Consider the following 22,486-nt stretch of genomic DNA (forward strand, 5'->3'; position numbering starts at 1 on the left):
ATGTCTATGGACGCAAAGCAGTGTAAATCTCGTTCAAAGGAAAACCATTATTTACGGTACAAAATGGCCTGTGAATACCACTGTCCCGTTATGATGGTTTCGTCGATCATAATGATGACGTAATAATCTGCTTTGGCGGCGACGGCCTGTGCTTTTATTGCCGCTTCTGCGTCATCCGGGGAGCCGCGTACCAGCGCGGAAATCGTGCCCATTCGTTGTAATCCTTCCGTCTGATTACGACGAATCTCCTGTGGATGATCGGCGACCGGTGGAGCGGGTTGCGGCGTTCCCTGCAGCGCGCTACAGCCACTAAGCAGAAACACCAGCACTAAAGCAGCAAACCTGCGCATAACCATATCTCGTTTCCTGATAGCCATAGTGTAGTTGTCTGTGAATTTAGTTTTGGGGGAATGTTCCCGAAGTGTTATCTGGGACGTATATTTCGAATGAAAATGACGTGAAAGCGTAACCCAGTTCTCAACATTATGAATCATACATTCGCACAGGGTCGACAATGATTGAAATTGAAATACGCCACCTCGGCGACCATGAAATTTTACACGCGATGCCTGCGGGTAAACGTGATAAACCGCTGCCTGTTGTGGTTTTTTATCACGGGTTTACCTCATCGAAGCTGGTTTACAGTTATTTTGCGGTTGCGCTGGCGCAGGCGGGTTTTCGCGTGGTGATGCCGGATGCGCCTGACCACGGCGCCCGCTTTACGGGCAATGAACAGGCGCGACTTGGGCAGTTCTGGCACATTCTGCACGGGAGTCTGACCGAGTTTGCCGGGGTGCGCGATGCGCTTTATGAGGCCGGCCTGGTTGCCGACAATCGTCTGGCTGTCGCCGGGGCGTCGATGGGCGGTATGACGGCGCTGGGGATTATGACGCATCATCCGGAAGTGAAGTCGGTCGCCTGCCTGATGGGCTCGGGCTATTTTACGTCGCTGGCGAAGACGCTCTTTCCCCCTAAGGAATTAGCGGAAATCACCGCGACGCTCGAAGAGTGGGATGTGTCCCGGTCATTGCCGCGCGTGGCCGATCGCCCATTGCTGCTATGGCACGGTGATGCAGATGATGTGGTCCCGCCCGAGGGAACCTTCCGTCTGCAGCAGGCGTTAATAAATGCAAGCCTGGACGGTAATCTGACCTGTCTGTGGGAAGCGGGCGTCCGCCACCGCATCACGCCAGCGGCGCTGGACGCCACGGTGGCATTTTTCCGCCAGCACCTTTAAATGCGCAGCACCTTAACTCCCGATCTTCCAGTTTCAGGAGGATCTCAGGGGTCTTTTACCGATGGTATTCCGGAGCCTTTCTCAAAAAAAAGCCCCCGGGCAGGGGGCAACGTCAACTATGGCTATGTTCTCGTTGTTGGCTTTCCTGGTGCTAGCGTTAAAGCGTTATCGGTAAATATCTGCACTGGCGTGCATGTTGCCGTTGCTGCCGGGCTCACGGGTTAACATCACGTGGTAATAGGTTGCGCCCTGCGCATCGGTTTCTTCGTTTAGGGCCTGATCTGCTTCACTTTCCGTGGCGAAATTATGATTGATGTAAATGACGCCCAAGCTTTGCACATCATCCATGTTTCTGGCCTGTCGGCTGTCTATCTTGATGGCTGCCATCGCGTTTGCACTGAGCAAAAGCGCCGCCATTATGGCTAGTGCGATTTTTTTCATGATATGCGCTCCACGATTACGTGCTGCGAGAGGGGGGATGCTCCTTCTTTAATTCAGGCGATCTCTGATTAAAGTGTAATCACTCATCCAGCGGGGATGCGTGACCATTTCTGATGCAGTTGTTCAAAAAAACAACGCTTCCGGGTGTGACCAATTTTAAATCACCTACTTAGACCCGCTTCGCGCTTTGTGCGAATTATTTGTGCAATCAGCTTGAGTTTCCAGGGGCGCGCAAGTATTATGACGCGTCAATTTTTCAGCCGACCTTTAACACGTTCCTTGCCTCCCCGGGCCTCGGCTGACCCAGACAGGAGGCTGAATAATCCGTAAGGAGCAATTCGATGCGTCATTACGAAATCGTTTTTATGGTCCATCCTGACCAGAGCGAACAGGTTCCGGGTATGATCGAGCGTTACTCTGCTGCCATCACTGGTGCAGAAGGTACGATCCACCGTCTGGAAGACTGGGGCCGCCGTCAGCTGGCTTACCCGATCAACAAACTGCACAAAGCACACTACGTTCTGATGAACGTTGAAGCGCCGCAGGAAGTTATCGATGAGCTGGAAACTACCTTCCGCTTCAACGATGCCGTTATCCGCAGCATGGTTATGCGTACCAAAAACGCAGTTACCGAAGCATCTCCGATGGTTAAAGCGAAAGACGAGCGCCGTGAGCGTCGCGATGATTTCGCAAACGAAACCGCAGATGATTCTGATGCTGGGGATTCTGAAGAGTAATTTCTGATGACCAACCGTCTGGCGTTGTCCGGCATCGTATGCAGGGCTCCCCTTCGAAAGGTCAGTCCATCAGGAATTCCGCATTGCCAGTTCGTGCTTGAGCATCGTTCTGTGCAAGAGGAAGCCGGGTTTCACCGGCAGGCGTGGTGCCAAATGCCCGTTATTATTAGCGGACACGAAAACCAGGCCATTACTCACAGTTTAACGGTCGGTAGCGCAGTAATCGTTCAGGGGTTCATCTCTTGCCACAAGGCAAAGAACGGCCTGAGCAAAATGGTTCTGCATGCCGAGCAGATTGATTTGATAGATTCTGGAGACTAGCCATATGGCACGTTATTTCCGTCGTCGCAAGTTCTGCCGTTTCACCGCGGAAGGCGTTCAAGAGATCGACTATAAAGATATCGCAACGCTGAAAAACTACATCACCGAAAGCGGTAAGATTGTCCCAAGCCGTATCACCGGTACTCGTGCAAAATACCAGCGTCAGCTGGCTCGCGCTATCAAACGCGCTCGCTACCTGTCCCTGCTGCCGTACACTGATCGTCATCAGTAATCGGGCACGGTCCATTAATACGACTTTAAGAGGATAAGGTAATGCAAGTTATTCTGCTTGATAAAGTAGCAAACCTGGGCAGCCTGGGTGATCAGGTTAACGTTAAAGCGGGTTACGCACGTAACTTCCTGGTTCCACAGGGTAAAGCTGTTCCAGCTACCAAGAAAAACGTAGAGTTTTTCGAAGCACGTCGCGCTGAACTGGAAGCCAAACTGGCTGACGTTCTGGCGGCTGCTAACGCTCGCGCTGAAGCAATCAACGCACTGGGCACCGTTACCATCGCGTCTAAATCAGGCGACGAAGGTAAACTGTTCGGTTCCATCGGTACCCGCGATATCGCTGATGCAGTAACTGCTGCAGGCGTTAAAGTGGCTAAGAGCGAAGTTCGTCTGCCGAACGGCGTTCTGCGTACCACTGGTGAGCACGAAGTTGACTTCCAGGTTCACAGCGAAGTGTTCGCTAAACTGGTTGTTAACGTTGTAGCTGAGTAATTTTTTACTCTGCTCACGTTGAAACGCCGGCCTTGTGCCGGCGTTTTGCTTTTTACAGCGCCGGGCCCTTAACGCGCCCTGATAAAACTGCCGTCTGGCTGGCGGGTAAACAGCACCTGTTGTCCGTTTCCTGTATCAATCGTTAATCCTGTCACCACACCGCTGGCATTCTGACGAACCTGCACCATCTGTCCATTCTGCAGGTTACTGAGCGGCTTACCTGCACCTTCCACCTTCGCCATGGCATACACGTCGGTTGGCGGCAGGTTATGGTCGCGGAACAGCTGTGCCAGGGTTTTTCCCGGCTCCACGCGATAGGAACGCCACTGTTGCTCAATGCCGGTAGGCTGTTGCGTCTGAGGCTGAGACGGGGCGGCGGCTTGATCCTGTGGTTGTTCATCCTGAATGGGCTCTGGCTCAACCGGTGCAACCTGACCCGGATCGTTAGACGGGGTGACAAGCTGCGTTTGCATCGGCTGTGCATCAGGCTGCGGTCGCGTCTGCGACTGAATGTCCAGTTGAGCATTGCGGGTAACGGGTGCGGTATCGACATCATCGCTCCCGGAAGGAAGCAGGAAGCCCACGATCACCATCAGCGCGCCAATGATGATCCCTCTGCGATGCAAAGGAGGCAGCGGGTCCATGATGCGAAAATTGTCCGGCGCCTGCCAGATTTTCGCCAGGGTAGGTTTCAGTTCAAATCGCCCGGGCATGGCACTCCTCCTGCTCCGCGTCTTTTTTATCCTGTGTTCCGAAGTATAGTTCGCTAACTGCCTGAACGGCGTAGCAAACCCGACATCCGTGACATCAGTTCGGGATTAATCCTGGTTATCTCTATTGTTTCTGTTTCGTCGCGGTTTGTCACCTTAACTTCAGACAAAGTTTTACCCATAAGGGCATGGCTGATATGCTGCCCGCTACTTTAAATGTGATGGAAGGAAAACCCATGACCACCCCGACTTTTGACACTATCGAAGCGCAGGCAAGTTACGGTATCGGCTTGCAGGTAGGACAGCAGCTGAGCGAATCCGGCCTGGAGGGTCTGTTACCAGAAGCGCTGGTGGCGGGTATCGCTGACGCACTGGAAGGCAAACAGCCTGCCGTTCCGGTTGACGTTGTGCACCGTGCGCTGCGTGAAATCCACGAGCGTGCTGACGCCGTGCGTCGCGCACGCTTTGAAGAGATGGCCGCCGAAGGTGTGAAATATCTGGAAGAGAACCGTGAGCGTGAAGGCGTTAACAGCACCGAGTCTGGTCTGCAGTTCCGCGTGATCAATCAGGGTGACGGCGCAATCCCGGCGCGTACCGACCACGTTCGCGTACACTACACCGGTAAGCTGATCGACGGTACCGTGTTCGACAGCTCCGTGGCGCGCGGCGAACCGGCTGAGTTCCCGGTGAACGGTGTTATCGCAGGCTGGATTGAAGCGCTGACCCTGATGCCAGTCGGTTCCAAATGGGAACTGACTATTCCGCATAACCTGGCCTACGGCGAGCGCGGCGCTGGCGCGTCCATCCCGCCATTCAGCACCCTGGTATTTGAAGTCGAGCTGCTGGAAATTCTGTAATCGACTTTTCTTATTTCCTCTCTCCGGTTGGGGAGAGGAAAATAGTGTAAAAACCTATAGTTATGGTGCAATCAACATTTTATCTTGCAAACGAAACTGTTGCGTGTATTTTTGTGAGCTGTTTCGCGCTGTATGAGTGATATGACACTCACTTTCAACATATTATTAACATAATATCTAAATCATAGTATTCATCCCGCCGATTCTTACCTAATATCGATTAGCCCTTACAAGGGAACGTCATCTTTTGACGTATTTAAAGGCCAGAAGAGCCTTAACAACACAGACAGGCATAAACAGGAAAATATCACATGGTAGATCAGGTTAAAGTCGTCGCCGACGAAGGGGCGTCGTCTGAACAGTCGCTACGGCGCAATCTCACAAACCGTCATATTCAGCTCATTGCCATCGGGGGTGCCATCGGTACCGGGCTGTTTATGGGTTCAGGCAAAACTATTAGTCTCGCCGGGCCGTCAATCATATTCGTTTATATGATTATCGGTTTTATGCTGTTCTTCGTGATGCGTGCAATGGGTGAACTGCTGCTCTCGAACCTCGAATACAAATCCTTTAGCGACTTCGCTTCTGACCTGCTCGGGCCGTGGGCGGGCTATTTCACCGGCTGGACCTACTGGTTCTGCTGGGTTGTCACCGGTATGGCGGACGTCGTGGCGATTACCGCCTACGCGCAGTTCTGGTTCCCGGGTCTGTCGGACTGGGTCGCCTCGCTGGCGGTTATTGTTCTGCTGCTGAGCCTGAACCTCGCCACCGTTAAAATGTTCGGTGAGATGGAGTTCTGGTTCGCGATGATCAAAATCGTGGCCATTGTCGGGCTTATCGTTGTGGGTCTGGTGATGGTGCTCACCCACTTCCAGTCACCAACGGGCGTTCAGGCGTCGTTTACCCATCTGTGGAATGACGGCGGCTGGTTCCCGAAAGGCATGAGCGGCTTCTTTGCCGGCTTCCAGATCGCGGTATTTGCGTTCGTGGGCATTGAGCTGGTGGGCACGACGGCAGCGGAGACCAAAGATCCCGAGAAGTCTCTCCCGCGCGCGATAAACTCTATTCCGCTGCGTATCATCATGTTCTACGTCTTCGCGCTGATCGTCATTATGTCCGTGACGCCGTGGAGCTCCGTGGTGCCAACCAAGAGCCCGTTCGTTGAGCTGTTCGTGCTGGTAGGCCTGCCTGCTGCCGCGAGCCTGATTAACTTCGTGGTGCTGACCTCTGCGGCATCTTCCGCGAACAGCGGCGTGTTCTCCACCAGCCGTATGCTGTTTGGCCTGGCGCAGGAAGGCGTGGCGCCGAGCGCGTTCGCCAAGCTCTCTAAGCGTGCCGTACCGGCAAAAGGGCTGACCTTCTCCTGCATGTGCCTGCTGGGCGGCGTGGTGATGCTCTACGTGAACCCAAGCGTGATTGGCGCGTTCACCATGATCACCACGGTCTCAGCGATCCTGTTTATGTTCGTCTGGACCATCATCCTCTGTTCATATCTGGTGTACCGCAAGCAGCGCCCACATCTGCATGAGAAATCGATCTACAAGATGCCGCTGGGCAAGCTAATGTGCTGGGTGTGCATGGCGTTCTTCGTCTTCGTGCTGGTTCTGCTGACGCTGGAAGATGATACCCGTCAGGCACTCATCGTCACGCCGCTGTGGTTTATCGCGCTGGGGCTGGGCTGGGTGTTTATCGGTAAGAAACGTATGGCAGGCGTACGGTAAAAGCAAAACGGCAACTTCGGTTGCCGTTTTTAGTTTTTGCACCCTCTCCCGTGGCAGAGGGGCGGGGTGGGGGCATCAGGCCGCAGCGGCCTTTTTTATTCCCCCGCTAATGCCCGCGGGAACAGAACGTTGTTCTCGAGACTGATGTGTTCCATCAGGTCGTCAATCATCTCGTTAATGCCGTTGTACATCGCTTTCCACGTTGTGCACGCTTCTGGCGGTGGCGTAACGTTGTGGGTGGTGTGTTTGATCACTTCCAGCAGTTCGCCCGCGTCATCATGCTCGCTTTCCATCACGCTGATGGGCCCCATCGCCTGGCTTCCCATACCCTGTTTAATCATCGGGAAGAGGATCTGCTCTTCCTTCATCATGTGGCTTGAAAGCTCTTCGTGCAGCAGGGTCAGGTACTTTGCCAGACCGCGCGGTACGGAAGGTTTGTCGGCATGGACGCGCTCGACTTTGGTCGCCTGAAGAATCAGTTCCGGCAGTTGCTCACGGTGACGATCATGATAACGCACGATGATATGGTCGATGATTTCCGCGAGCGGGGCGGTTCGCCAGTCTTTATCGACGGGCTGCTCGGCCAGCTGCGCCAGCTCTGCTTCAATAACCTCAACGTCCAGCTCTTTGCGTGAGGCCGCACGCTCCAGTGTTTGCTTACCGCCGCAGCAGTAGTCCATATCGTATTTACGGAACAGCGCAGAAGCGCGAGGAATGGAGAGCGCCAGCTCGCCAAGGGGTTGGTCGCGAAAGGCCATAGCAGTTACCTCGTCATCAATAATATAAAGTGCATATTAAATGCATCTTTAGGCCAGCGCTATAACCCTTTAGAGGGAAGGGGGAAAGTGAGATGTGGATCACAAAAAAAATCCCACTTTTAACTCTCTGAATGGGCTCAGGAAAGTGGTTTCGAAACTTTTTAAAGGTGGAGGAACAGTAAACAACCCGCCGCGCCTGCCGATATATCCACGTCAGACAAACCTGCATAAAACAAAGGCAACGCATGTTTAAACGTATAAAAGTCATTACCCTTCTGATTTCGGTGCTGCTTGTGCTCGGCATCATGCAAGTGATTTCCGCCGGTATCTTTATCAACGCCCTGAATAACGATAAAGACAACTTCACCGTGTCGCAGCTCTCCAGCAAGAACGTGGCGGAGTTTACCGATGCGTGGATCAGTCTGAACCAGGCTCGCGTCACCCTGAACCGCGGGATGCTGCGCCTGCAAAGCAGCATGGCCTCACAAATTAACGGCGGTCAGCTGAATGAGCTGGTGACCACGGCGAAAAATCTGCTGACTGAAGCGCAGGTTCATTACGATAAATACTATGCCCTGCCGAACACGCCTGGCCTGGATGAGAACCTGACCAACCAACTCGAAGAGCAGTACCGCATTTACTCTGCAACGCTGACGCAAATGAACGTTCTGCTGAGCCAGGGCAATCTGGAAGATATGTTCAAGCAGAATGCCGAACAGAAACAAAACGCGATGCAGACGGTATATCGTGAATGGCGCGAAGCGCAGGCAATGCTTACCGATAAAGGCATCCAGGACAATGAAAGCGACTACAAGCGCATCCTGTGGATCCTTTCTGCGGTTATGCTGCTGGTGATTGTGGTGATTATCTCCAGCTGGATCGCCATGCGCCGCGTGCTGCTGCTGCCTCTTGAAGAGGTGATTAACCATATTCGCGCTATTGCGGCAGGCGATCTCACCCAGCCGATTCAGGCAGACGGTAATAATGAAATGGCTATCCTTGCGCGCAACGTGCAGGAGATGCAAACTTCGCTGGCAAACACCGTGGGCGTGGTGCGTGAAGGCGCAGATACCATTTACACCGGTGCAGGCGAAATCTCCGCTGGCAGTAACGACCTCTCTTCCCGTACCGAGCAGCAGGCCGCGTCTCTGGAAGAGACGGCAGCCAGCATGGAACAGCTGACGGCGACCGTGAAGCAGAACGCCGATAACGCGCGTCAGGCTTCCCGTCTGGCACTGGATGCCTCCTCAACGGCGAAGAAGGGCGGTAACGTGGTTGAAGGCGTCGTGCGGACGATGGACGAAATCGCCACCAGCTCCAGCAAAATTGCGCAAATTACTAACGTGATCGACGGCATTGCCTTCCAGACGAATATCCTGGCGTTGAACGCGGCGGTGGAAGCCGCGCGTGCGGGCGAGCAGGGCCGTGGTTTTGCGGTTGTGGCAGGCGAAGTGCGTACTCTTGCCCAGCGTAGCGCCCAGGCGGCGAAAGAGATTAAAGCGCTGATCGACGATTCCGGTGAACGCGTGAACGCGGGCTCTCAGCTGGTTAACGAAGCCGGGGAGACGATGGCAGAGATCGTCAATGCGGTCACCCGCGTCACCGACATCATGGGCGAAATTGCTTCGGCCTCTGACGAGCAGAGCCGTGGTATCGACCAGGTGGGTCAGGCGGTAGCCGAGATGGACCGCGTGACCCAGCAGAACGCCTCGCTGGTGGAGGAGTCTGCGGCCGCGGCGGCGGCGCTGGAAGATCAGGCTGCACGCCTGAACGAAGCGGTGGCGGTGTTCAAAATTACCCGCAACCAGGCGGTAAAAGCGGCCCCGGTAAAAACCTATGTGCCAAAAGCGCAGCCTGTCGCGGCGGCGTCTGAAGGGAACTGGGAAACGTTTTAAGGGCTTGCCCGGTGGCGGCTACGCCTTACCGGGTCTACGGTTTTGTAGGCCCTGCAAGCGCAGCGCCGCCGGGCAATACTCACATCTCCGATGCCGGAACAACCCTCGGTTTTTCCGGCTTCGCTCTCACCGCCATCACTACCCCCACCACCAACAGCACGATCCCACAGGTCGTGAACAGCGGCGGTACGCTCTGGCGCATCAGAAAGGTATAAAGCAGTCCGGCCAGGGTTTCGAAGACAATCAGCGGCCCTAATATCACCGTCGGCAGCTTCTGGCTGGCAATATTCCAGCACAGCGCGCCCACCCATGAACACAGCACGGCGATCGCAACCATCAGCCCAATAAATACCCACGGTTTTGGCCCGAAGGGCTGGGCGAAGTCCGGCTGCTGATGGCCCAGCCAGAGGCATGCGCCGAGATATCCCACGACGGATACGGGCAACGTGACCAGCGCCTGCGCCGTCGCCCACATCATCGGATGTTTGTCCGGATTCTCCCGCAGCCAGCGCGCGTTGCGCAGGGCATACCATGCCCAGCACGCCACGGAAATGAACGCCAGCAGAATGCCAGAACCGTAACGCCACAGATCAACATTCGCCTGGCCATGACGCAGCTCGGCAATATTGACGCATATCAGCCCCAGGGCAGTGCAGACCAGCGCCGGCGCCATTTTAGTCCACGCCAGTTTGCCATCGCGCTGGCTGTAGAGTAGGTTAGCAAAGACGGGGATGACGACCGGCAGCGTGCCGATAATCATGGTTGATACCGGCGCACCGGTACGCTGAATGGCACTCGCGAGGCAAACGTAATAGATAAGATTACCCATCATGGTCAGCGCCAGCGCGGTGGCCCAGTCCTGACGGCTGAGCTGACGCAAGCGCGCGCGTCCCAGCCACGCCAGAGGCAGGGCAATCAGCCCCAGCGCCAGATAACGTCCGGTCGACTGCAATATTGCCGGATACTCGGGCACGATCAGCGGGCCGACGAAAATCAGACCCCACATCATCCCGGCCAGCAGGGCATACAACACTCCACTAATCATTTTTCCATCCACAGGTATTTACGCTGTATGCAGTGTAGGAGGGGAAAATACGCGCGTATTGTATGAGATTGCGCATTAGCGCCGGATGACTTGCTTCTGGTAGCGCACGGGCGTAATGCCGTAGCGGCGGGTAAACGCGCGGGTGAGATGCGACTGATCGGTCAGCCCGGTTGCGGCGGCGACCTCTGCGGCGGGCATGCCGTGCGTGAGGAATGCTTTGGCGCGCCAGAGGCGAATGGCCATCAGCATCTGATGCGGCGTCACGTGAAAATGGGCTTTGAACTGGCGCTGAAAATGATACGGGCTGAGTGAAACGACGCTGGCCAGCTCGTCAAGCGTCAGGGGGTGCATGTAGTTGTCGTGCAGGTACTCGCGTACGCGTTCGAAGCGGTGCGCGCCCTCCTGAATCACCGGCGCGTGATGGGCCAGAGGCTGGAAGGTCTCAATCAGATCCAGCAGTAATCCTTTTTGCGCAAGCGGATCGTCCGTGTGCCACAGGCCGTAAATCAGCCTGCCGATTTGCTGTGAGCGCAACGGGTCATGGCGGGTCACGTCGCTAAACCACCAGTGCCTGAGGCCGGTCACCTCTTCAAGCAGATCGGGTTCGATATAGACCATCCGGTAGCGCCAGCCGCCCTCGGTGGCGGATTCACCGGTGTGGATCTCGTCCGGGTTCATGGTGACGACGGATTTTTCCGCCGCGAGATGCTGGGTACCGCGATAGCGAAAGCGTTCGGCACCGGTTTCAATCGTGCCGATCCCGAAGGCTTCATGGGTGTGAGGCTCAAAGGCGTAGTCAGAAATGTGCGCGTGATACAGCTCCAGACCCGGCAGCTGCGCCAGATGGCGAAAGCGCGCGCTGTCTCTTTCATCATTAAACTGTTCCGGTACGCCTTGCACGTTAAACCTCCTCGTGGTCATCTTTTCATTATCAGAGATGACCGGCGTTTATGCACTAAACATCTTTGCCCGGACGGTCTTACGGTAATCCCCCGGTGAAACCGTTGTTTTATGCTTAAACTGGCGATTAAAGTGCGCAATATCCTGATATCCCACCGCATTCGCGATCTCCTGAATGCACAGATTGGTGGATTGCAGCATTGTCATGGCGGATTCAATTCTGGCGGTTAATAAATACTGCAGGGGGGATATGTCGGTGGCATTTTTAAAGCGACGGTTGAAGTTGCGCAAACTCATGCCAGCCATATCGGCAAGATTCTGCATGGATATATCCGAGGCGCAGTTGGCTTTTATCCAGGTTTGAATTTGAACAATATCTTCATCCGGGTGGGGTTTGTTTTCTTCACTGTAACACTGGCGATCGAACTGACTACGAATTTCATGAAAAAATGTCCGTTGAGTATGTGTGGCTACACGTTTCCCGTATATCGTTTCGATAAAATGAATCGTCAGATCTGACAGGGCCTTAACGCTGGCGGCACAGTAAATATTATCGGCCTGCGTGAGAAAATGTTTGGTTTGTAATTTTACGCTGGGGTAGTCGCGCGAGAATTGTTTGAAGTAGTGCCAGTGGGTGGTGGCGGGCTTTCCGTTGAGCAATCCCGACTCCGCCAGAAAACAGCAGCCCGTTCCGACGGCGGCGATACGGGTTCCTCGCACAGCCTGCTCGGTCAACCATTTCAGAAGTTCAGGCTTTTGTCTGACCACTGCTCGAGGGTTGCGCCACAGGGCAGGAAGATAGATAACGTCATAGTGCCTGTCTGCGGCAAGCGTAGTATCGGCGGTAATGCTAAAGCCACTTTGCGTCAGGATGGGCTCGTTATTTATGCCAATAGTATGAACTTTCAGTATATTCTCCGGACGACAGAGCCTGAACGCAGATGTCTCCGTTTTGTGCGTGTCTGCGTGGGATGTTGTTTTTTGCTCGGCTAAATAGCTGCTGGCTGCGGCTTTCCACATTTCAATCGGCAGACTGAGACCGGAACTTAGCATGCGTTCACATAACACAAATCCAATTTGTGTATTTGTCATTTTCGATTAATACCTGTTTTGACTATTATTTTTGGTGACTCATCGTTGCCCTGGCCAAAAAAGTCAGCATTTTGGCTGGATTTTCATATTAGCTTTTGTCGGTAATTTGTAAACTAATATCTGAAATTATCGCATTTGCACAATATAAATCCACGACCACTACAGGATGAATTATGGTGAAATTACCCGTAATAACGGCTTTTGGCGGCTATAGTCCAGCTGGTCGTAGTTCTTTTCATCATGCATTTCGCCGAATGATTATTAATTCATTATCGGAAGAGGAAAGGCAGGAGACGTTATTATCGTTAGCTATTCTGATGGGCGTGCTTAAATATGATGAAGGTGGGTATTGCGACATTTCAGGTAAAAGATTTACGCCCGCTCAGGCTGCCGAGAAGATAAAAGACGAGACGCTGGAAGGAACCCTTATCAGAATAATTACGCGCGACTATTTTGATGTCGATGCTATCACCAGCCATGCAAAATTGAATATGGTTTCTGGCGAAGAAGGATTCAGCTTTAATATCTCTGCCAGACAGTTACCGCATCCCTTACCGGCGGGATGGCAGGTTGAGGAATTAGCGGATCGGCGCGTGCGTATTACCGTTCAGGGAGAGATGGACTGTAAAATTGAGGCGTTGTTGCGCACGGAGGTTCAGGCTGCAGGTTTGCTGCCGCAGGGATTCCGGCCGGGTGACCATTACAATTCGCAGTTCCATCCGCGGGCGCTACAAATGGCGATTGTCGGGGCATCGGACGCCATCAACGCTCTGGGGATCCCGTGGCGCGAGATACAGGCAGCGATCGCGCCGGATCAGCTCGGGGTCTATTCGGGCAATATCATGGGACAGCTCGACGATTATGGCTTTGGCGGTATGCTCCAGTCGCGCCTGAAAGGCCAGCGCGTCAGCGCCAAACAGTGTCCGCTGGGCCTGAACAGCATGTGCGCTGATTTCCTCAATGCGTATGTGCTGGGTAGCGTTGGCCATACCAGCGCCACGCTGGGGGCGTGCGCCACGTTTCTGTATAACCTCAATGCGGCAGTCGAAGATATCAAAGCGGGGCGCATTCGCGTGGCCGTTGTGGGCAGTGCCGAAGCGCCGGTCACCTCCGAAGTGATTGAAGGATTCGACGCCATGGGCGCCCTGGCAACGGAGAGCAAGCTTAAGCATATTGATGAAACGGAAACGCCCGGCTGGCGCAGCAGCAGCCGTCCTTTTGGCGACAGCTGTGGTTTTGTGATCGCAGAATCCAGCCAGTATGTCGTGTTAATGGACGACGAGCTGGCGCTGCAGCTTGGGGCAGAGATCCATGGTTCGGTGGGGAATGTCTTTATCAACGCTGACGGCTTTAAGCGTTCTATTGCCTCACCGGGACCGGGGAACTACATCACCATGGCGAAAGCCGTGGCTTCGGCAGTGTCGATGGTCGGAATGGAAGCGGTGCAAAAGGGATCGTTTATTCAGGCGCACGGTTCAAGCACGCCGAAGAATTGCGTCTCCGAGGCCGATATTTTTGACCGCGTTGCGCAAGCCTTTGCGATCCGCGACTGGCCGGTGACGGCGGTGAAATCGTATCTCGGTCACTCCCTGGGACCCGCCAGCGGCGACCAGCTCATCAGCTGCCTCGGCGTCTTCCGCTATGGCATTTTACCGGGAATTAAAAGCGTAACCCAGATCGCGCCGCAGGTGAATAACGCACGCTTATCCATTCCTCTTCAGGACTACAAATTAGAGCAAGGCCAGGGGCAAATTGCCTTTATTAATTCAAAAGGCTTTGGCGGTAATAATGCCACGGGGGTGGTTTACTCGCCAAAGCTTACCCATCAATGGTTGCGCAAACGCTACGGGGACGCGGTATTTGCGGATTATCAGCAGCGTAACCGCGAGGTGCGACATCAGGCGAACGCGTACGACGAGTCGGCTTCGCAGGGTGAACTCAACGTTATTTATCTGTTTGGCCAGCAGGGGATAAATGAGGAAGATATTAAGATTGCCAGGGATGGCATCACCATTCCCGGATTTGAAAAACCGATAATGTACGCGACGGAAAAAGAATACCCGGACTTTTAATCGTTATATCTGTTTTTATTATTAATCAATATGTGTGGGCCGGGTAAGGGGAATCACCCGGCCGCGGGAGAAAACGGTCAGACCGTTACAGGATGGCTTTAATGCTCTGCGCCAGCGGTGTCGTTGCGCGCCCGATCAGTTTGCTCAGCGTATGGCCATCGTCAAACAGTCCCCCTTTGGACGCGCCCACATCGGAATCCGCCAGCATATCAGCCAGCCCGGCAGGCAGACCGACGCTTTTAAGCGCGGCGGCAAAATCCGCTTCACTGAGATTCTGGTAGCTGACCGGCTTCCCGCTCTGTTTGCTGAGTTCAGCTGCCAGTTCGCTCAGCGTCCAGCCGTGGTCGCCCGCCAGTTCATACACCTTGCCCGCATGGCCCTCTTCAGCGATCACTTTGGCTGCCGCCGCGGCATAGTCTGCGCGGGTAGCAGAGGCAATTTTGCCATCGCCTGCCGCACCGATAAACACGCCGTGCTCCAGCGCAGGCGGCGCGCTCGCCAGGTAGTTTTCGGTATACCAGCCGTTGCGCAGCAGGGCATAAGGAATGCCGGACGCCGCCAGAGCTTTTTCAGTCGCAACGTGTTCAACGTGCAGACCGAGCGGCGATGTATCCGCATGCAGCAGGCTGGTGTAGGCGATAAATTTCACGCCTGCCGTTTTAGCGGCGTTAATCACGTTCTGGTGCTGGGTCGCGCGCTGTCCGACTTCGCTGGAGGAGATCAGCAGAAGCTTTTCCACGCCGCTCAGCGCGGCGGCGAAGGTGGCTTCATCCGTGTAGTCTGCCTGACGCACCACAATACCCTGCTGGCTTAAGGCTTGCGCTTTCGCCGGGTTACGTACGATGGCCACAATCTGGCTGGCCGGTACGGTTTTCAGCAGCTGTTCAATAACGAGATGGCCAAGCTGGCCGGTAGCGCCGGTAATCGCGATCATGATGAATCTCCTTCGTGTTTGTCTGATGTTGTGGCACACTAGCACCATAGCTAACTTTTAGTAAGTACGTACAAAAAGGTAAGTATGAAAACAATGATACCGACGCTCAGCGAACAAATGCGCGATGGCAATCTTTTCGCGGAGCAGTGCCCTTCAAGAGAGGTGCTCAAACACGTAACCAGCCGCTGGGGGGTACTGATTCTGCTGGCGCTGCGCCAGGGAACGCATCGCTTTAGCGATCTGCGCCGCAAAATGGGCGGGGTGAGCGAAAAGATGCTCTCCCAGTCGCTTCAGGCGCTGGAGCAGGACGGGTTTGTCGATCGCGTATCGTATCCGGTCGTGCCGCCGCACGTAGAGTATAGCCTGACGCCGATGGGTATTGAGGTCAGCGAGAAAGTTGCCGCGCTGGCTGACTGGATTGAGGTGAATACGCCGAAGGTGATGGCGAACAGGGACGATCGCGCGGCGTAAAAGCCGGGTGGCGGCTTCGCCTTACCCGGCCTACCCGTACTCTTTCATCCCGTAGGCCGGGTAAGCGAAGCGCCACCCGGCACAATCGCCGCTACTTGCTTAAATCCACCTGATAAATCGCGAACCCAATATCATCCGTCGCGACCTGTTTCATTGGATACTGCGCCTTCTCCTTGATAAACGTGGCTGCCTTATCGGATGGCGACGTTTCAAAGCGAATATCCAGTTTCGTATCGCTGTGGATCGGTGCCAGACGCCAGTTGTTATCCACCGCAGGATGAATTTCGCCCGCCTTCTTCGACTCCGCGCTGATCCACGCCGCAAGCACCGAGCGGTTCTCGTCCGGCGAGGCAAAGGCGATATGGCTATCTCCCGTACCGGCAAACTTACCGCCGTAGGCACGGTAGTTATTGGTCGCCACCAGGAAGGTGGCATTCGGGTCGATCGCCTTGCCGTTGAAGGTCAGGTTTTTGATGCGCTCCGCCTGCGGGTTAACCGCCTGGCACTCGCCGTCATATTTCGCCGGCTGGGTGACGTCAATCTGGTAGTTAACGCCGTCGATCACGTCGAAGTTATAGGTACGGAAGCCGTCCCAGTTAATCAGCGACTGCGGCTTACTGCTGTGCGGGTCAATCTGGTTAAACTGTCCGGCAGAACACTCCAGCCACTCTTTTACCTCTTTCCCGGTGGCTTTAACCACGACCAGCGTGTTCGGGTAGAGATAGAGGTCGGCGGCGTTACGGAAGGTCAGCTGGCCCTTTTCGACTTCAACATAGCTGGCCGGGTCATTCTTACGCCCGCCCACTTTGAATGGCGCAGCGGCTGACAGGACCGGCAGTTTTGCCAGATCCGGATCGCCCTGCACAAAGTGTTCGGCATAGGCTTTCTGCGCCATGTTGACGACCTGAACGGTCGGGTCGTCCTGAACCAGCGCCAGGAAGCTGTACATGTTATCGACGGATTTGCCAATCGGTTTGCTGACGAATTCGCGCGTGGCGTCGTGATCGTGCTTCAGCACGTTGATCAGTTTTTTATCTTCAGCCGCCAGAGATTTTTTTGCTGCAGCGTCGTAGATCGGGCGCGCTTCGGCTTTTGACTGCGTCACCTTCCAGCTGCCACCGTCGTTATTCAGCACCAGATCCACTACGCCAAGATGGTCGCCCCACATGCCTGGCATCACCGACGGCACGCCGTTGAGCGTCCCTTTCTCAATGTCAGCCCCTTTGATGCTGACGAAATCTTTACCCGGGAAGACCGCGTGGGCATGGCCGAACAGGATCGCGTCGACGCCAGGGACTTCACTCAGATAGTAAACGGAGTTTTCTGCCATGGCCTGATACGGATCGGCAGAGAGACCCGAGTGGGCGACAACGACCACCAGATCGGCGCCTTTTTTGCGCATTTCCGGCACGTATTTACGCGCGGTTTCGGTGATATCGTTGACGGTCACCTTACCGTCGAGGTTGGCCTTATCCCACGTCATGATCTGCGGCGGGACAAAACCGATATAGCCGATTTTGAGCGTTTGTTTTTTCCCGTCCCGATCGACAACCTCGGTATTTTTAATCAGGTATGGGGTAAAGAGCGGCTTTTGCGTTTTAACGTCGATGATATTGGCGTTAACGTACGGGAATTTCGCGCCGGCCAGGGCATCGTGAAGGTATTTCAAACCGTAGTTGAATTCGTGGTTGCCGAGGTTGCCGACGGTGTAATCCAGGGTGTTCATCGCTTTATAAACAGGATGGATCTCGCCTTTTTTCAACCCCCTGGTCGCCATGTAGTCCCCAAGCGGGCTGCCCTGAATGAGATCGCCATTGTCGACCAGCACGCTGTTATTCACTTCGCCGCGTGCGGCATCGATCAGGCTCGCCGTGCGTACCAGTCCGAATTTTTCCGTCGGGGTATCTTTGTAGTAATCGAAGTCCATCATGTTGCTGTGCAGATCGGTCGTTTCCAGAATACGCAGATCTACCGTCGCCGCCTGCACGCTCGCTGCAATCAGCGTCGCAAGAAGCGTTGCACTAAACTTAATCATCAGAGGAGTCCTTTTTTCGATGCAGACCACAAAAGAGTATGTATCTATAGCTTGTTGCTTACAGAAATGTGAATCCTGACAGAAAAAAGTAACCTGAAACCGGAATTGCTTCACAGATAGCGGAATTGTTCACATTACGATATAACTAAAACAAAGAGTTAACCTCACTGCGTTAACAAAGAGGTGGAAAATGCTAGAAAAAATTTGTCAGCTCGCACGGGATGCGGGAGATGCCATCATGCAGGTGTATGACGGTATTAAACCTATGGAGGTTGTCAGCAAAGCCGACGATTCTCCGGTCACGGCGGCGGATATTGCCGCGCATAAGGTGATCCTCAAAGGGTTACAGGCCTTAACGCCGGACATCCCCGTCCTGTCAGAAGAAGCGCCGCAAAGCTGGGACGAGCGCCAGCACTGGCAGCGCTACTGGCTGGTCGATCCGCTGGACGGGACAAAAGAGTTCATCAAGCGCAACGGTGAATTCACCGTCAATATCGCCCTGATTGAGAAAGGGAAAGCGGTGCTGGGTGTGGTTTACGCGCCGGTAATGAAGGTGATGTACAGCGCCGCAGAAGGGAAGGCGTGGAAGGAAGAGTGCGGCGTGCGCAAGCAGATCCAGGTGCGCGATGCGCGTCCGCCGCTGGTGGTAATTAGCCGCTCGCACAGCGACAGCGAACTGCAGGAGTACCTGCAGCAGCTGGGTGAACACCAGACCACCTCGATCGGCTCGTCGCTGAAATTCTGCCTGGTGGCGGAAGGCCATGCGCAGCTGTATCCTCGCTTTGGGCCAACCAATATCTGGGATACCGCCGCCGGGCATGCCGTTGCTGCGGCCGCCGGGGCGCATGTTCATGACTGGCAGGGCAAACCGCTGGACTACACCCCGCGCGAATCCTTCCTTAACCCCGGCTTCCGCGTCTCTATTTATTGAGCCAGCAGCTTATGCAGCAGGTCGACAACCTGCTGCACCTCTTCCTGGGTTAACGCCCCGTCTTTCACCCACTGCACGCGACCTTCCTTATCCAACACAATAATCGCTGAGCTTTCTTCCTCCAGCTGCCAGGCCTTACGGGTTAAGCCGTTGCTGTCGACGATAAACTGCGACCACGGATAGAGCTTTTTATTGCTCTCAAGGCTTGAGCGCACAAACATCCCGGAGCCCGGAATGGCGTCATCGGTATTAACAATAGTGGTCGTCTGGTAGCGGTCGTGCGGGAATTTCGCAGCCTTGATCGCTTCCACCAGGTTGGCATTTTTCTCTTTTGCAGATGTACGACCGGCAATATGTTGTACAACTCTCACTTTGCCCGCGAGCTGCGCGCTATTCCAGGGTTTGTAGCTAAACTTATCATTGTCGAGAATCAATTCTCCCCGGTCAGCAATGCCGACTGGCGGTACACGTTGTCCTTTTTCAATGTTGTGAGCGGAAGCCCACAGAGGCAGCAGCAGGCAGGCTGCTGCAAGGATATTACGTAGGGTCATGGCGTTTCCTTATTGTTTGCAGGTGATCCGACCACTTGGTCTTACGCTTTAATCATAAGTGCGATCAATGTGGTTTTCCCGCAATCCCGATGCCAGTTTGCGGGTGAACGCACATATCCATGAAAAAACGACGGCTTATACTGCGCCCGGTCACGCTTTGCAAAGATTATTCTGAATAATTGTAATCAAACGGTAAATAAACTTATGCACACTGGGTAACACCGTAGTTCTGGTCTATAGTCATTGGGCATTAAAATTTGCGCTCAGGACAGTCGGGCCGATTGTGGCACCGCAAGAGCGTATGATTCGCAGGAGATACAAGAATGAAAATTTTCCAACGCTACAACCCGCTTCAGGTGGCGAAGTACGTGAAGATCCTGTTCCGTGGACGGTTGTATATCAAGGATGTTGGCGCTTTTGAGTTTGATAAGGGCAAGATCCTTGTCCCAAAAGTGAAGGACAAACAGCACCTGTCTGTGATGTCCGAAGTCAACCGTCAGGTTATGCGTCTGCAAACTGAGATGGCTTAACCAACGTGCTATGCAGTAGTTAAAAAAACGGCTCCCAATGGGAGCCGTTGATGTTTGTGGAGGCTGGAACCTTACGCCGATACCTTCTCTTCCGCATCCGGCAGCTTCGGAACCAGTACGGTCGGTTTGTTGTCGATGCGCGTCACCAACAGCTGGTCGATGCGGTAGTTATCAATATCCACCACCTCAAACTTGTAGCCGGAGAACTTCACCGAGTCGGTACGTTTCGGGATTTTACGCAGCATAAACATCATAAAGCCGCCGATGGTCTCGTAGTTACCGGACTGCGGGAACTCGTCGATATCCAGCACGCGCATCACGTCTTCAATCGGCGTGCCGCCATCAATCAGCCATGAATTATCGTCACGCTGAACAATCTGCTCTTCCAGCCCCTGGCCAACCAGGTCGCCCATCAGCGTGGTCATCACGTCGTTCAGGGTGATAATACCCACCACCAGGGCGTATTCGTTCATGATAACCGCGAAGTCTTCCCCGGCGGTTTTGAAACTTTCCAGCGCTTCTGAGAGCGTCAGAGTGTCCGGCACAATCAGGGTATTGCGGATCTGCACGCCGCTGTTGAGCGCCAGGCTCTGGTTTGCCAGTACGCGGTTCAGCAGGTCTTTGGAGTCGACGTAACCGATGATGTGGTCGATATCTTCATTACAGACCAGGAACTTAGAGTGTGGATGCTGCGCCACTTTGTTCTTCAGGCTCTGCTCATCTTCATGTAAATCGAACCAGATAATGCTTTCACGGCCCGTCATGGAAGACGGTACGGTACGGGATTCCAGTTCGAACACGTTCTCAATTAGCTCGTGTTCCTGCTTGCGCAGCACCCCGGCCAGCGCGCCGGCTTCCACTACCGCATAGATGTCGTCAGACGTGATGTCGTCTTTACGCACCATAGGCAGCTTAAAGATGCGGAAAATCACGTTCGCCAGGCCGTTGAAGAACCACACCAGCGGACGAAACACGTACAGACAGAAGCGCATCGGGTTGATGATACGCAAAGCCACAGCTTCTGGCGCAATCATACCGATGCGTTTCGGGGTCAGGTCTGCAAAGAGGATGAACAGGCCGGTTACCAGCGAGAAGGAGAGGATAAAGCTGAGCTGTTCGGCCAGTTCAACGGACATGTACTTAACAAACAGGCTGTAAAACGCCGGAGAAAACGCCGCATCACCCACGATACCGCCGAGTATGGCCACCGCGTTGAGGCCAATCTGCACTACGGTGAAGAACATCCCGGGGTTTTCCTGCATTTTCAGGATGCGGGTGGCATTGATGTTGCCTTCATCGGCAAGCAGCTTCAGTTTGATTTTACGGGACGCGGCCAGCGAGATCTCAGATATCGAGAAAAATGCGCTGACGGCAATCAGACAAAGTATTACTAAAATACTGTTTAACATAGTTTATCCGGCTTCTCGCCAGATCCTCAGAAGGGGAGTTGATACCATTTGTGTGAAAACACATTGAACACCAGCTCGTAGCGTTGAGCCGATTATTTCAGCGGGTAGTATAGCGTAAAGAGATGTAAATCTGCCAGAGGTCACATTTTGGCGAAGATAGCTGGAGGGGGCGGCCAACTCGTGGTGGTTAGGTTATGAGACAACGCTGTCGCTGCCGTGTGCGCCACGCTGCTCGCGTGGCGCTGGATCGGAAATCAGGCAAGCTGTGGCGGCAGGCAGACGCCGATGCCCCCGATACCGCAGTAGCCGTAAGGGTTTTTATGCAGATACTGCTGGTGATCGTCTTCCGCATAGTAGAATGGTTTCGCGGTTGTGATTTCCGTCGTCACCTCGCGCGTGTCGCCCGCTTCACGCATGGCCTGCTGAAAACGCTCAAGGCTGGCGCGCGCGGCGGCATCCTGCTCCGGCGTGAGCGGATAAATGGCCGAGCGATACTGTGTGCCGTGGTCGTTGCCCTGACGCATGCCCTGCGCCGGGTCGTGGTTCTCCCAGAAGACCTGCAGCAGCTGTTCGTAGCTGATTACCGCAGGGTCATAGACCACGCGCACCGCTTCCGCATGCCCGGTTTCGCCGGAGCAGACTTCGCGATAGGTAGGATTCGGCGTGTAACCGCCCGTGTAGCCAGCCGCCGTGCTGTAAACGCCGGGGAGTTGCCAGAAGAGGCGCTCAACGCCCCAGAAACAGCCCATGGCGAACAGGGCGATTTCCATTCCCTCCGGCACGTTCGTCATGGAGTGGTTATTGACGGCGTGTAAGGTCGCCACAGGCATAGGGGTGTTGCGTCCCGGTAATGCATCAGCTTGTGAAACCAGATGCTTTTTGTCGAATAAACTCACGATGGGGCCTCCCGGGGTGCGATGTTTCAGTTAAGGTTGTCACGAAGCGTTTAATTGAACACAATAAATGCGCTGAATCAGTCTAGATTTAATCATAAGAAATATTTGGGTGTTACACCCATTTTCAACCCGCGATTCGGGTTTTTGGCCACAGGCCGTATTTTGCCGCGGAGCGGCACTTCATTTGCTTCCAGGGTGGAAACAGGGATATTCAGGAGAA

At 54.3% G+C, this 22,486-nt stretch carries 24 protein-coding genes; 12 read left to right on the plus strand and 12 right to left on the minus strand.

Translation table 11 applies throughout. The features are described 5' to 3' along the window. Window positions 1–47: 47 nt before the first annotated feature. A complete protein-coding gene (bsmA, locus tag AB3N39_RS02075) occupies window positions 48–377 on the minus strand; it encodes a biofilm peroxide resistance protein BsmA (protein WP_111965385.1) in 330 nt (109 codons plus the stop codon). Between the two features lie 137 nt (window positions 378–514). On the opposite strand from bsmA, the gene yjfP reads away from it, so the two are divergent. Continuing rightward, a complete protein-coding gene (gene yjfP, locus AB3N39_RS02080) occupies window positions 515–1,237 on the plus strand; it encodes an esterase (RefSeq protein ID WP_367897020.1) in 723 nt (240 codons plus the stop codon). A gap of 165 nt (window positions 1,238–1,402) precedes the next feature. Here the strand turns inward: yjfP and yjfY are convergent, their stop codons facing one another. After that, on the minus strand, window positions 1,403–1,678 hold the full coding sequence (gene yjfY / locus AB3N39_RS02085) for a DUF1471 family protein YjfY (protein WP_010427445.1): 276 nt from the start codon (window positions 1,676–1,678) through the stop codon (window positions 1,403–1,405). 341 nt (window positions 1,679–2,019) lie between these two features. On the opposite strand from yjfY, the gene rpsF reads away from it, so the two are divergent. The 4 genes from rpsF to rplI are packed head-to-tail and all read left to right on the plus strand — an operon-like array spanning window position 2,020 to window position 3,459. After that, the gene (gene rpsF / locus AB3N39_RS02090) at window positions 2,020–2,415 is read left to right on the plus strand and encodes a 30S ribosomal protein S6 (protein ID WP_014068637.1); all 396 of its coding nucleotides are present in this window, start codon (window positions 2,020–2,022) and stop codon (window positions 2,413–2,415) included. A gap of 6 nt (window positions 2,416–2,421) precedes the next feature. Continuing rightward, window positions 2,422–2,736: a primosomal replication protein N gene (gene priB, locus AB3N39_RS02095; RefSeq protein WP_008502895.1), complete on the plus strand. Its 315-nt coding sequence runs from the start codon at window positions 2,422–2,424 to the stop codon at window positions 2,734–2,736. A gap of 4 nt (window positions 2,737–2,740) precedes the next feature. After that, a complete protein-coding gene (gene rpsR / locus AB3N39_RS02100) occupies window positions 2,741–2,968 on the plus strand; it encodes a 30S ribosomal protein S18 (RefSeq protein ID WP_000135199.1) in 228 nt (75 codons plus the stop codon). A gap of 41 nt (window positions 2,969–3,009) precedes the next feature. Next, window positions 3,010–3,459, plus strand: coding sequence for a 50S ribosomal protein L9 (gene rplI, locus AB3N39_RS02105; protein ID WP_024907318.1), 450 nt, complete (start codon window positions 3,010–3,012; stop codon window positions 3,457–3,459). Window positions 3,460–3,527: 68 nt separating this feature from the next. Here rplI and AB3N39_RS02110 read toward each other — a convergent pair whose 3' ends face one another. Further along, window positions 3,528–4,172 (minus strand): OapA family protein, encoded by a 645-nt coding sequence (locus AB3N39_RS02110; protein WP_133293634.1) that lies wholly within the window; start codon window positions 4,170–4,172, stop codon window positions 3,528–3,530. A gap of 233 nt (window positions 4,173–4,405) precedes the next feature. Here AB3N39_RS02110 and fklB point away from each other — a divergent pair, with 233 nt between their 5' ends. Then, complete coding sequence (fklB, locus tag AB3N39_RS02115) at window positions 4,406–5,026, plus strand: FKBP-type peptidyl-prolyl cis-trans isomerase (protein ID WP_008502892.1); 621 nt, start codon at window positions 4,406–4,408, stop codon at window positions 5,024–5,026. Window positions 5,027–5,337: 311 nt separating this feature from the next. Continuing rightward, a complete protein-coding gene (gene cycA, locus AB3N39_RS02120) occupies window positions 5,338–6,747 on the plus strand; it encodes a D-serine/D-alanine/glycine transporter (RefSeq protein ID WP_367897021.1) in 1,410 nt (469 codons plus the stop codon). 95 nt (window positions 6,748–6,842) lie between these two features. On the opposite strand, the gene ytfE is transcribed toward cycA, so the two are convergent. Further along, a complete protein-coding gene (gene ytfE / locus AB3N39_RS02125; protein WP_143344566.1) occupies window positions 6,843–7,505 on the minus strand; it encodes an iron-sulfur cluster repair protein YtfE in 663 nt (220 codons plus the stop codon). 245 nt (window positions 7,506–7,750) lie between these two features. Here ytfE and AB3N39_RS02130 point away from each other — a divergent pair, with 245 nt between their 5' ends. Beyond that, the gene (locus AB3N39_RS02130; RefSeq protein WP_111965380.1) at window positions 7,751–9,400 is read left to right on the plus strand and encodes a methyl-accepting chemotaxis protein; all 1,650 of its coding nucleotides are present in this window, start codon (window positions 7,751–7,753) and stop codon (window positions 9,398–9,400) included. Window positions 9,401–9,479: 79 nt separating this feature from the next. Here AB3N39_RS02130 and AB3N39_RS02135 read toward each other — a convergent pair whose 3' ends face one another. From AB3N39_RS02135 to AB3N39_RS02145, 3 genes are all read right to left on the minus strand, one after another. Continuing rightward, window positions 9,480–10,445 (minus strand): DMT family transporter, encoded by a 966-nt coding sequence (locus tag AB3N39_RS02135; RefSeq protein ID WP_252093330.1) that lies wholly within the window; start codon window positions 10,443–10,445, stop codon window positions 9,480–9,482. A 75-nt stretch (window positions 10,446–10,520) separates the two neighbouring features. Beyond that, window positions 10,521–11,345: an AraC family transcriptional regulator gene (locus AB3N39_RS02140; RefSeq protein ID WP_143344569.1), complete on the minus strand. Its 825-nt coding sequence runs from the start codon at window positions 11,343–11,345 to the stop codon at window positions 10,521–10,523. Window positions 11,346–11,393: 48 nt separating this feature from the next. Then, window positions 11,394–12,437, minus strand: coding sequence for a GlxA family transcriptional regulator (locus tag AB3N39_RS02145; RefSeq protein ID WP_232057364.1), 1,044 nt, complete (start codon window positions 12,435–12,437; stop codon window positions 11,394–11,396). A gap of 254 nt (window positions 12,438–12,691) precedes the next feature. Here AB3N39_RS02145 and AB3N39_RS02150 point away from each other — a divergent pair, with 254 nt between their 5' ends. After that, complete coding sequence (locus AB3N39_RS02150) at window positions 12,692–14,509, plus strand: beta-ketoacyl synthase (RefSeq protein ID WP_232057365.1); 1,818 nt, start codon at window positions 12,692–12,694, stop codon at window positions 14,507–14,509. 85 nt (window positions 14,510–14,594) lie between these two features. Here AB3N39_RS02150 and AB3N39_RS02155 read toward each other — a convergent pair whose 3' ends face one another. Continuing rightward, the gene (locus AB3N39_RS02155) at window positions 14,595–15,443 is read right to left on the minus strand and encodes an SDR family oxidoreductase (RefSeq protein WP_367897022.1); all 849 of its coding nucleotides are present in this window, start codon (window positions 15,441–15,443) and stop codon (window positions 14,595–14,597) included. An 84-nt stretch (window positions 15,444–15,527) separates the two neighbouring features. On the opposite strand from AB3N39_RS02155, the gene AB3N39_RS02160 reads away from it, so the two are divergent. Beyond that, the gene (locus AB3N39_RS02160) at window positions 15,528–15,914 is read left to right on the plus strand and encodes a helix-turn-helix domain-containing protein (RefSeq protein ID WP_111965375.1); all 387 of its coding nucleotides are present in this window, start codon (window positions 15,528–15,530) and stop codon (window positions 15,912–15,914) included. A 91-nt stretch (window positions 15,915–16,005) separates the two neighbouring features. Here AB3N39_RS02160 and AB3N39_RS02165 read toward each other — a convergent pair whose 3' ends face one another. Then, a complete protein-coding gene (locus AB3N39_RS02165) occupies window positions 16,006–17,949 on the minus strand; it encodes a bifunctional 2',3'-cyclic-nucleotide 2'-phosphodiesterase/3'-nucleotidase (protein WP_325849515.1) in 1,944 nt (647 codons plus the stop codon). A gap of 190 nt (window positions 17,950–18,139) precedes the next feature. On the opposite strand from AB3N39_RS02165, the gene cysQ reads away from it, so the two are divergent. Beyond that, window positions 18,140–18,880, plus strand: coding sequence for a 3'(2'),5'-bisphosphate nucleotidase CysQ (cysQ, locus tag AB3N39_RS02170; protein ID WP_111965373.1), 741 nt, complete (start codon window positions 18,140–18,142; stop codon window positions 18,878–18,880). Here the strand turns inward: cysQ and AB3N39_RS02175 are convergent. Then, on the minus strand, window positions 18,874–19,431 hold the full coding sequence (locus AB3N39_RS02175; RefSeq protein ID WP_136195706.1) for a YtfJ family protein: 558 nt from the start codon (window positions 19,429–19,431) through the stop codon (window positions 18,874–18,876). The two genes, cysQ and AB3N39_RS02175, sit on opposite strands and share 7 nt — an antisense overlap. A gap of 323 nt (window positions 19,432–19,754) precedes the next feature. On the opposite strand from AB3N39_RS02175, the gene AB3N39_RS02180 reads away from it, so the two are divergent. After that, window positions 19,755–19,961 (plus strand): DUF1107 domain-containing protein, encoded by a 207-nt coding sequence (locus AB3N39_RS02180; RefSeq protein WP_008501430.1) that lies wholly within the window; start codon window positions 19,755–19,757, stop codon window positions 19,959–19,961. 71 nt (window positions 19,962–20,032) lie between these two features. Here the strand turns inward: AB3N39_RS02180 and AB3N39_RS02185 are convergent, their stop codons facing one another. Beyond that, a complete protein-coding gene (locus AB3N39_RS02185) occupies window positions 20,033–21,370 on the minus strand; it encodes a hemolysin family protein (RefSeq protein ID WP_023310162.1) in 1,338 nt (445 codons plus the stop codon). 254 nt (window positions 21,371–21,624) lie between these two features. Then, window positions 21,625–22,266 (minus strand): peptide-methionine (S)-S-oxide reductase MsrA, encoded by a 642-nt coding sequence (gene msrA / locus AB3N39_RS02190; protein ID WP_023310171.1) that lies wholly within the window; start codon window positions 22,264–22,266, stop codon window positions 21,625–21,627. Window positions 22,267–22,486: the final 220 nt, after the last annotated feature.

This window comes from Enterobacter vonholyi, from assembly GCF_040834095.1.
In the GTDB taxonomy this organism is placed as follows: Bacteria; Pseudomonadota; Gammaproteobacteria; order Enterobacterales; family Enterobacteriaceae; genus Enterobacter; species Enterobacter vonholyi.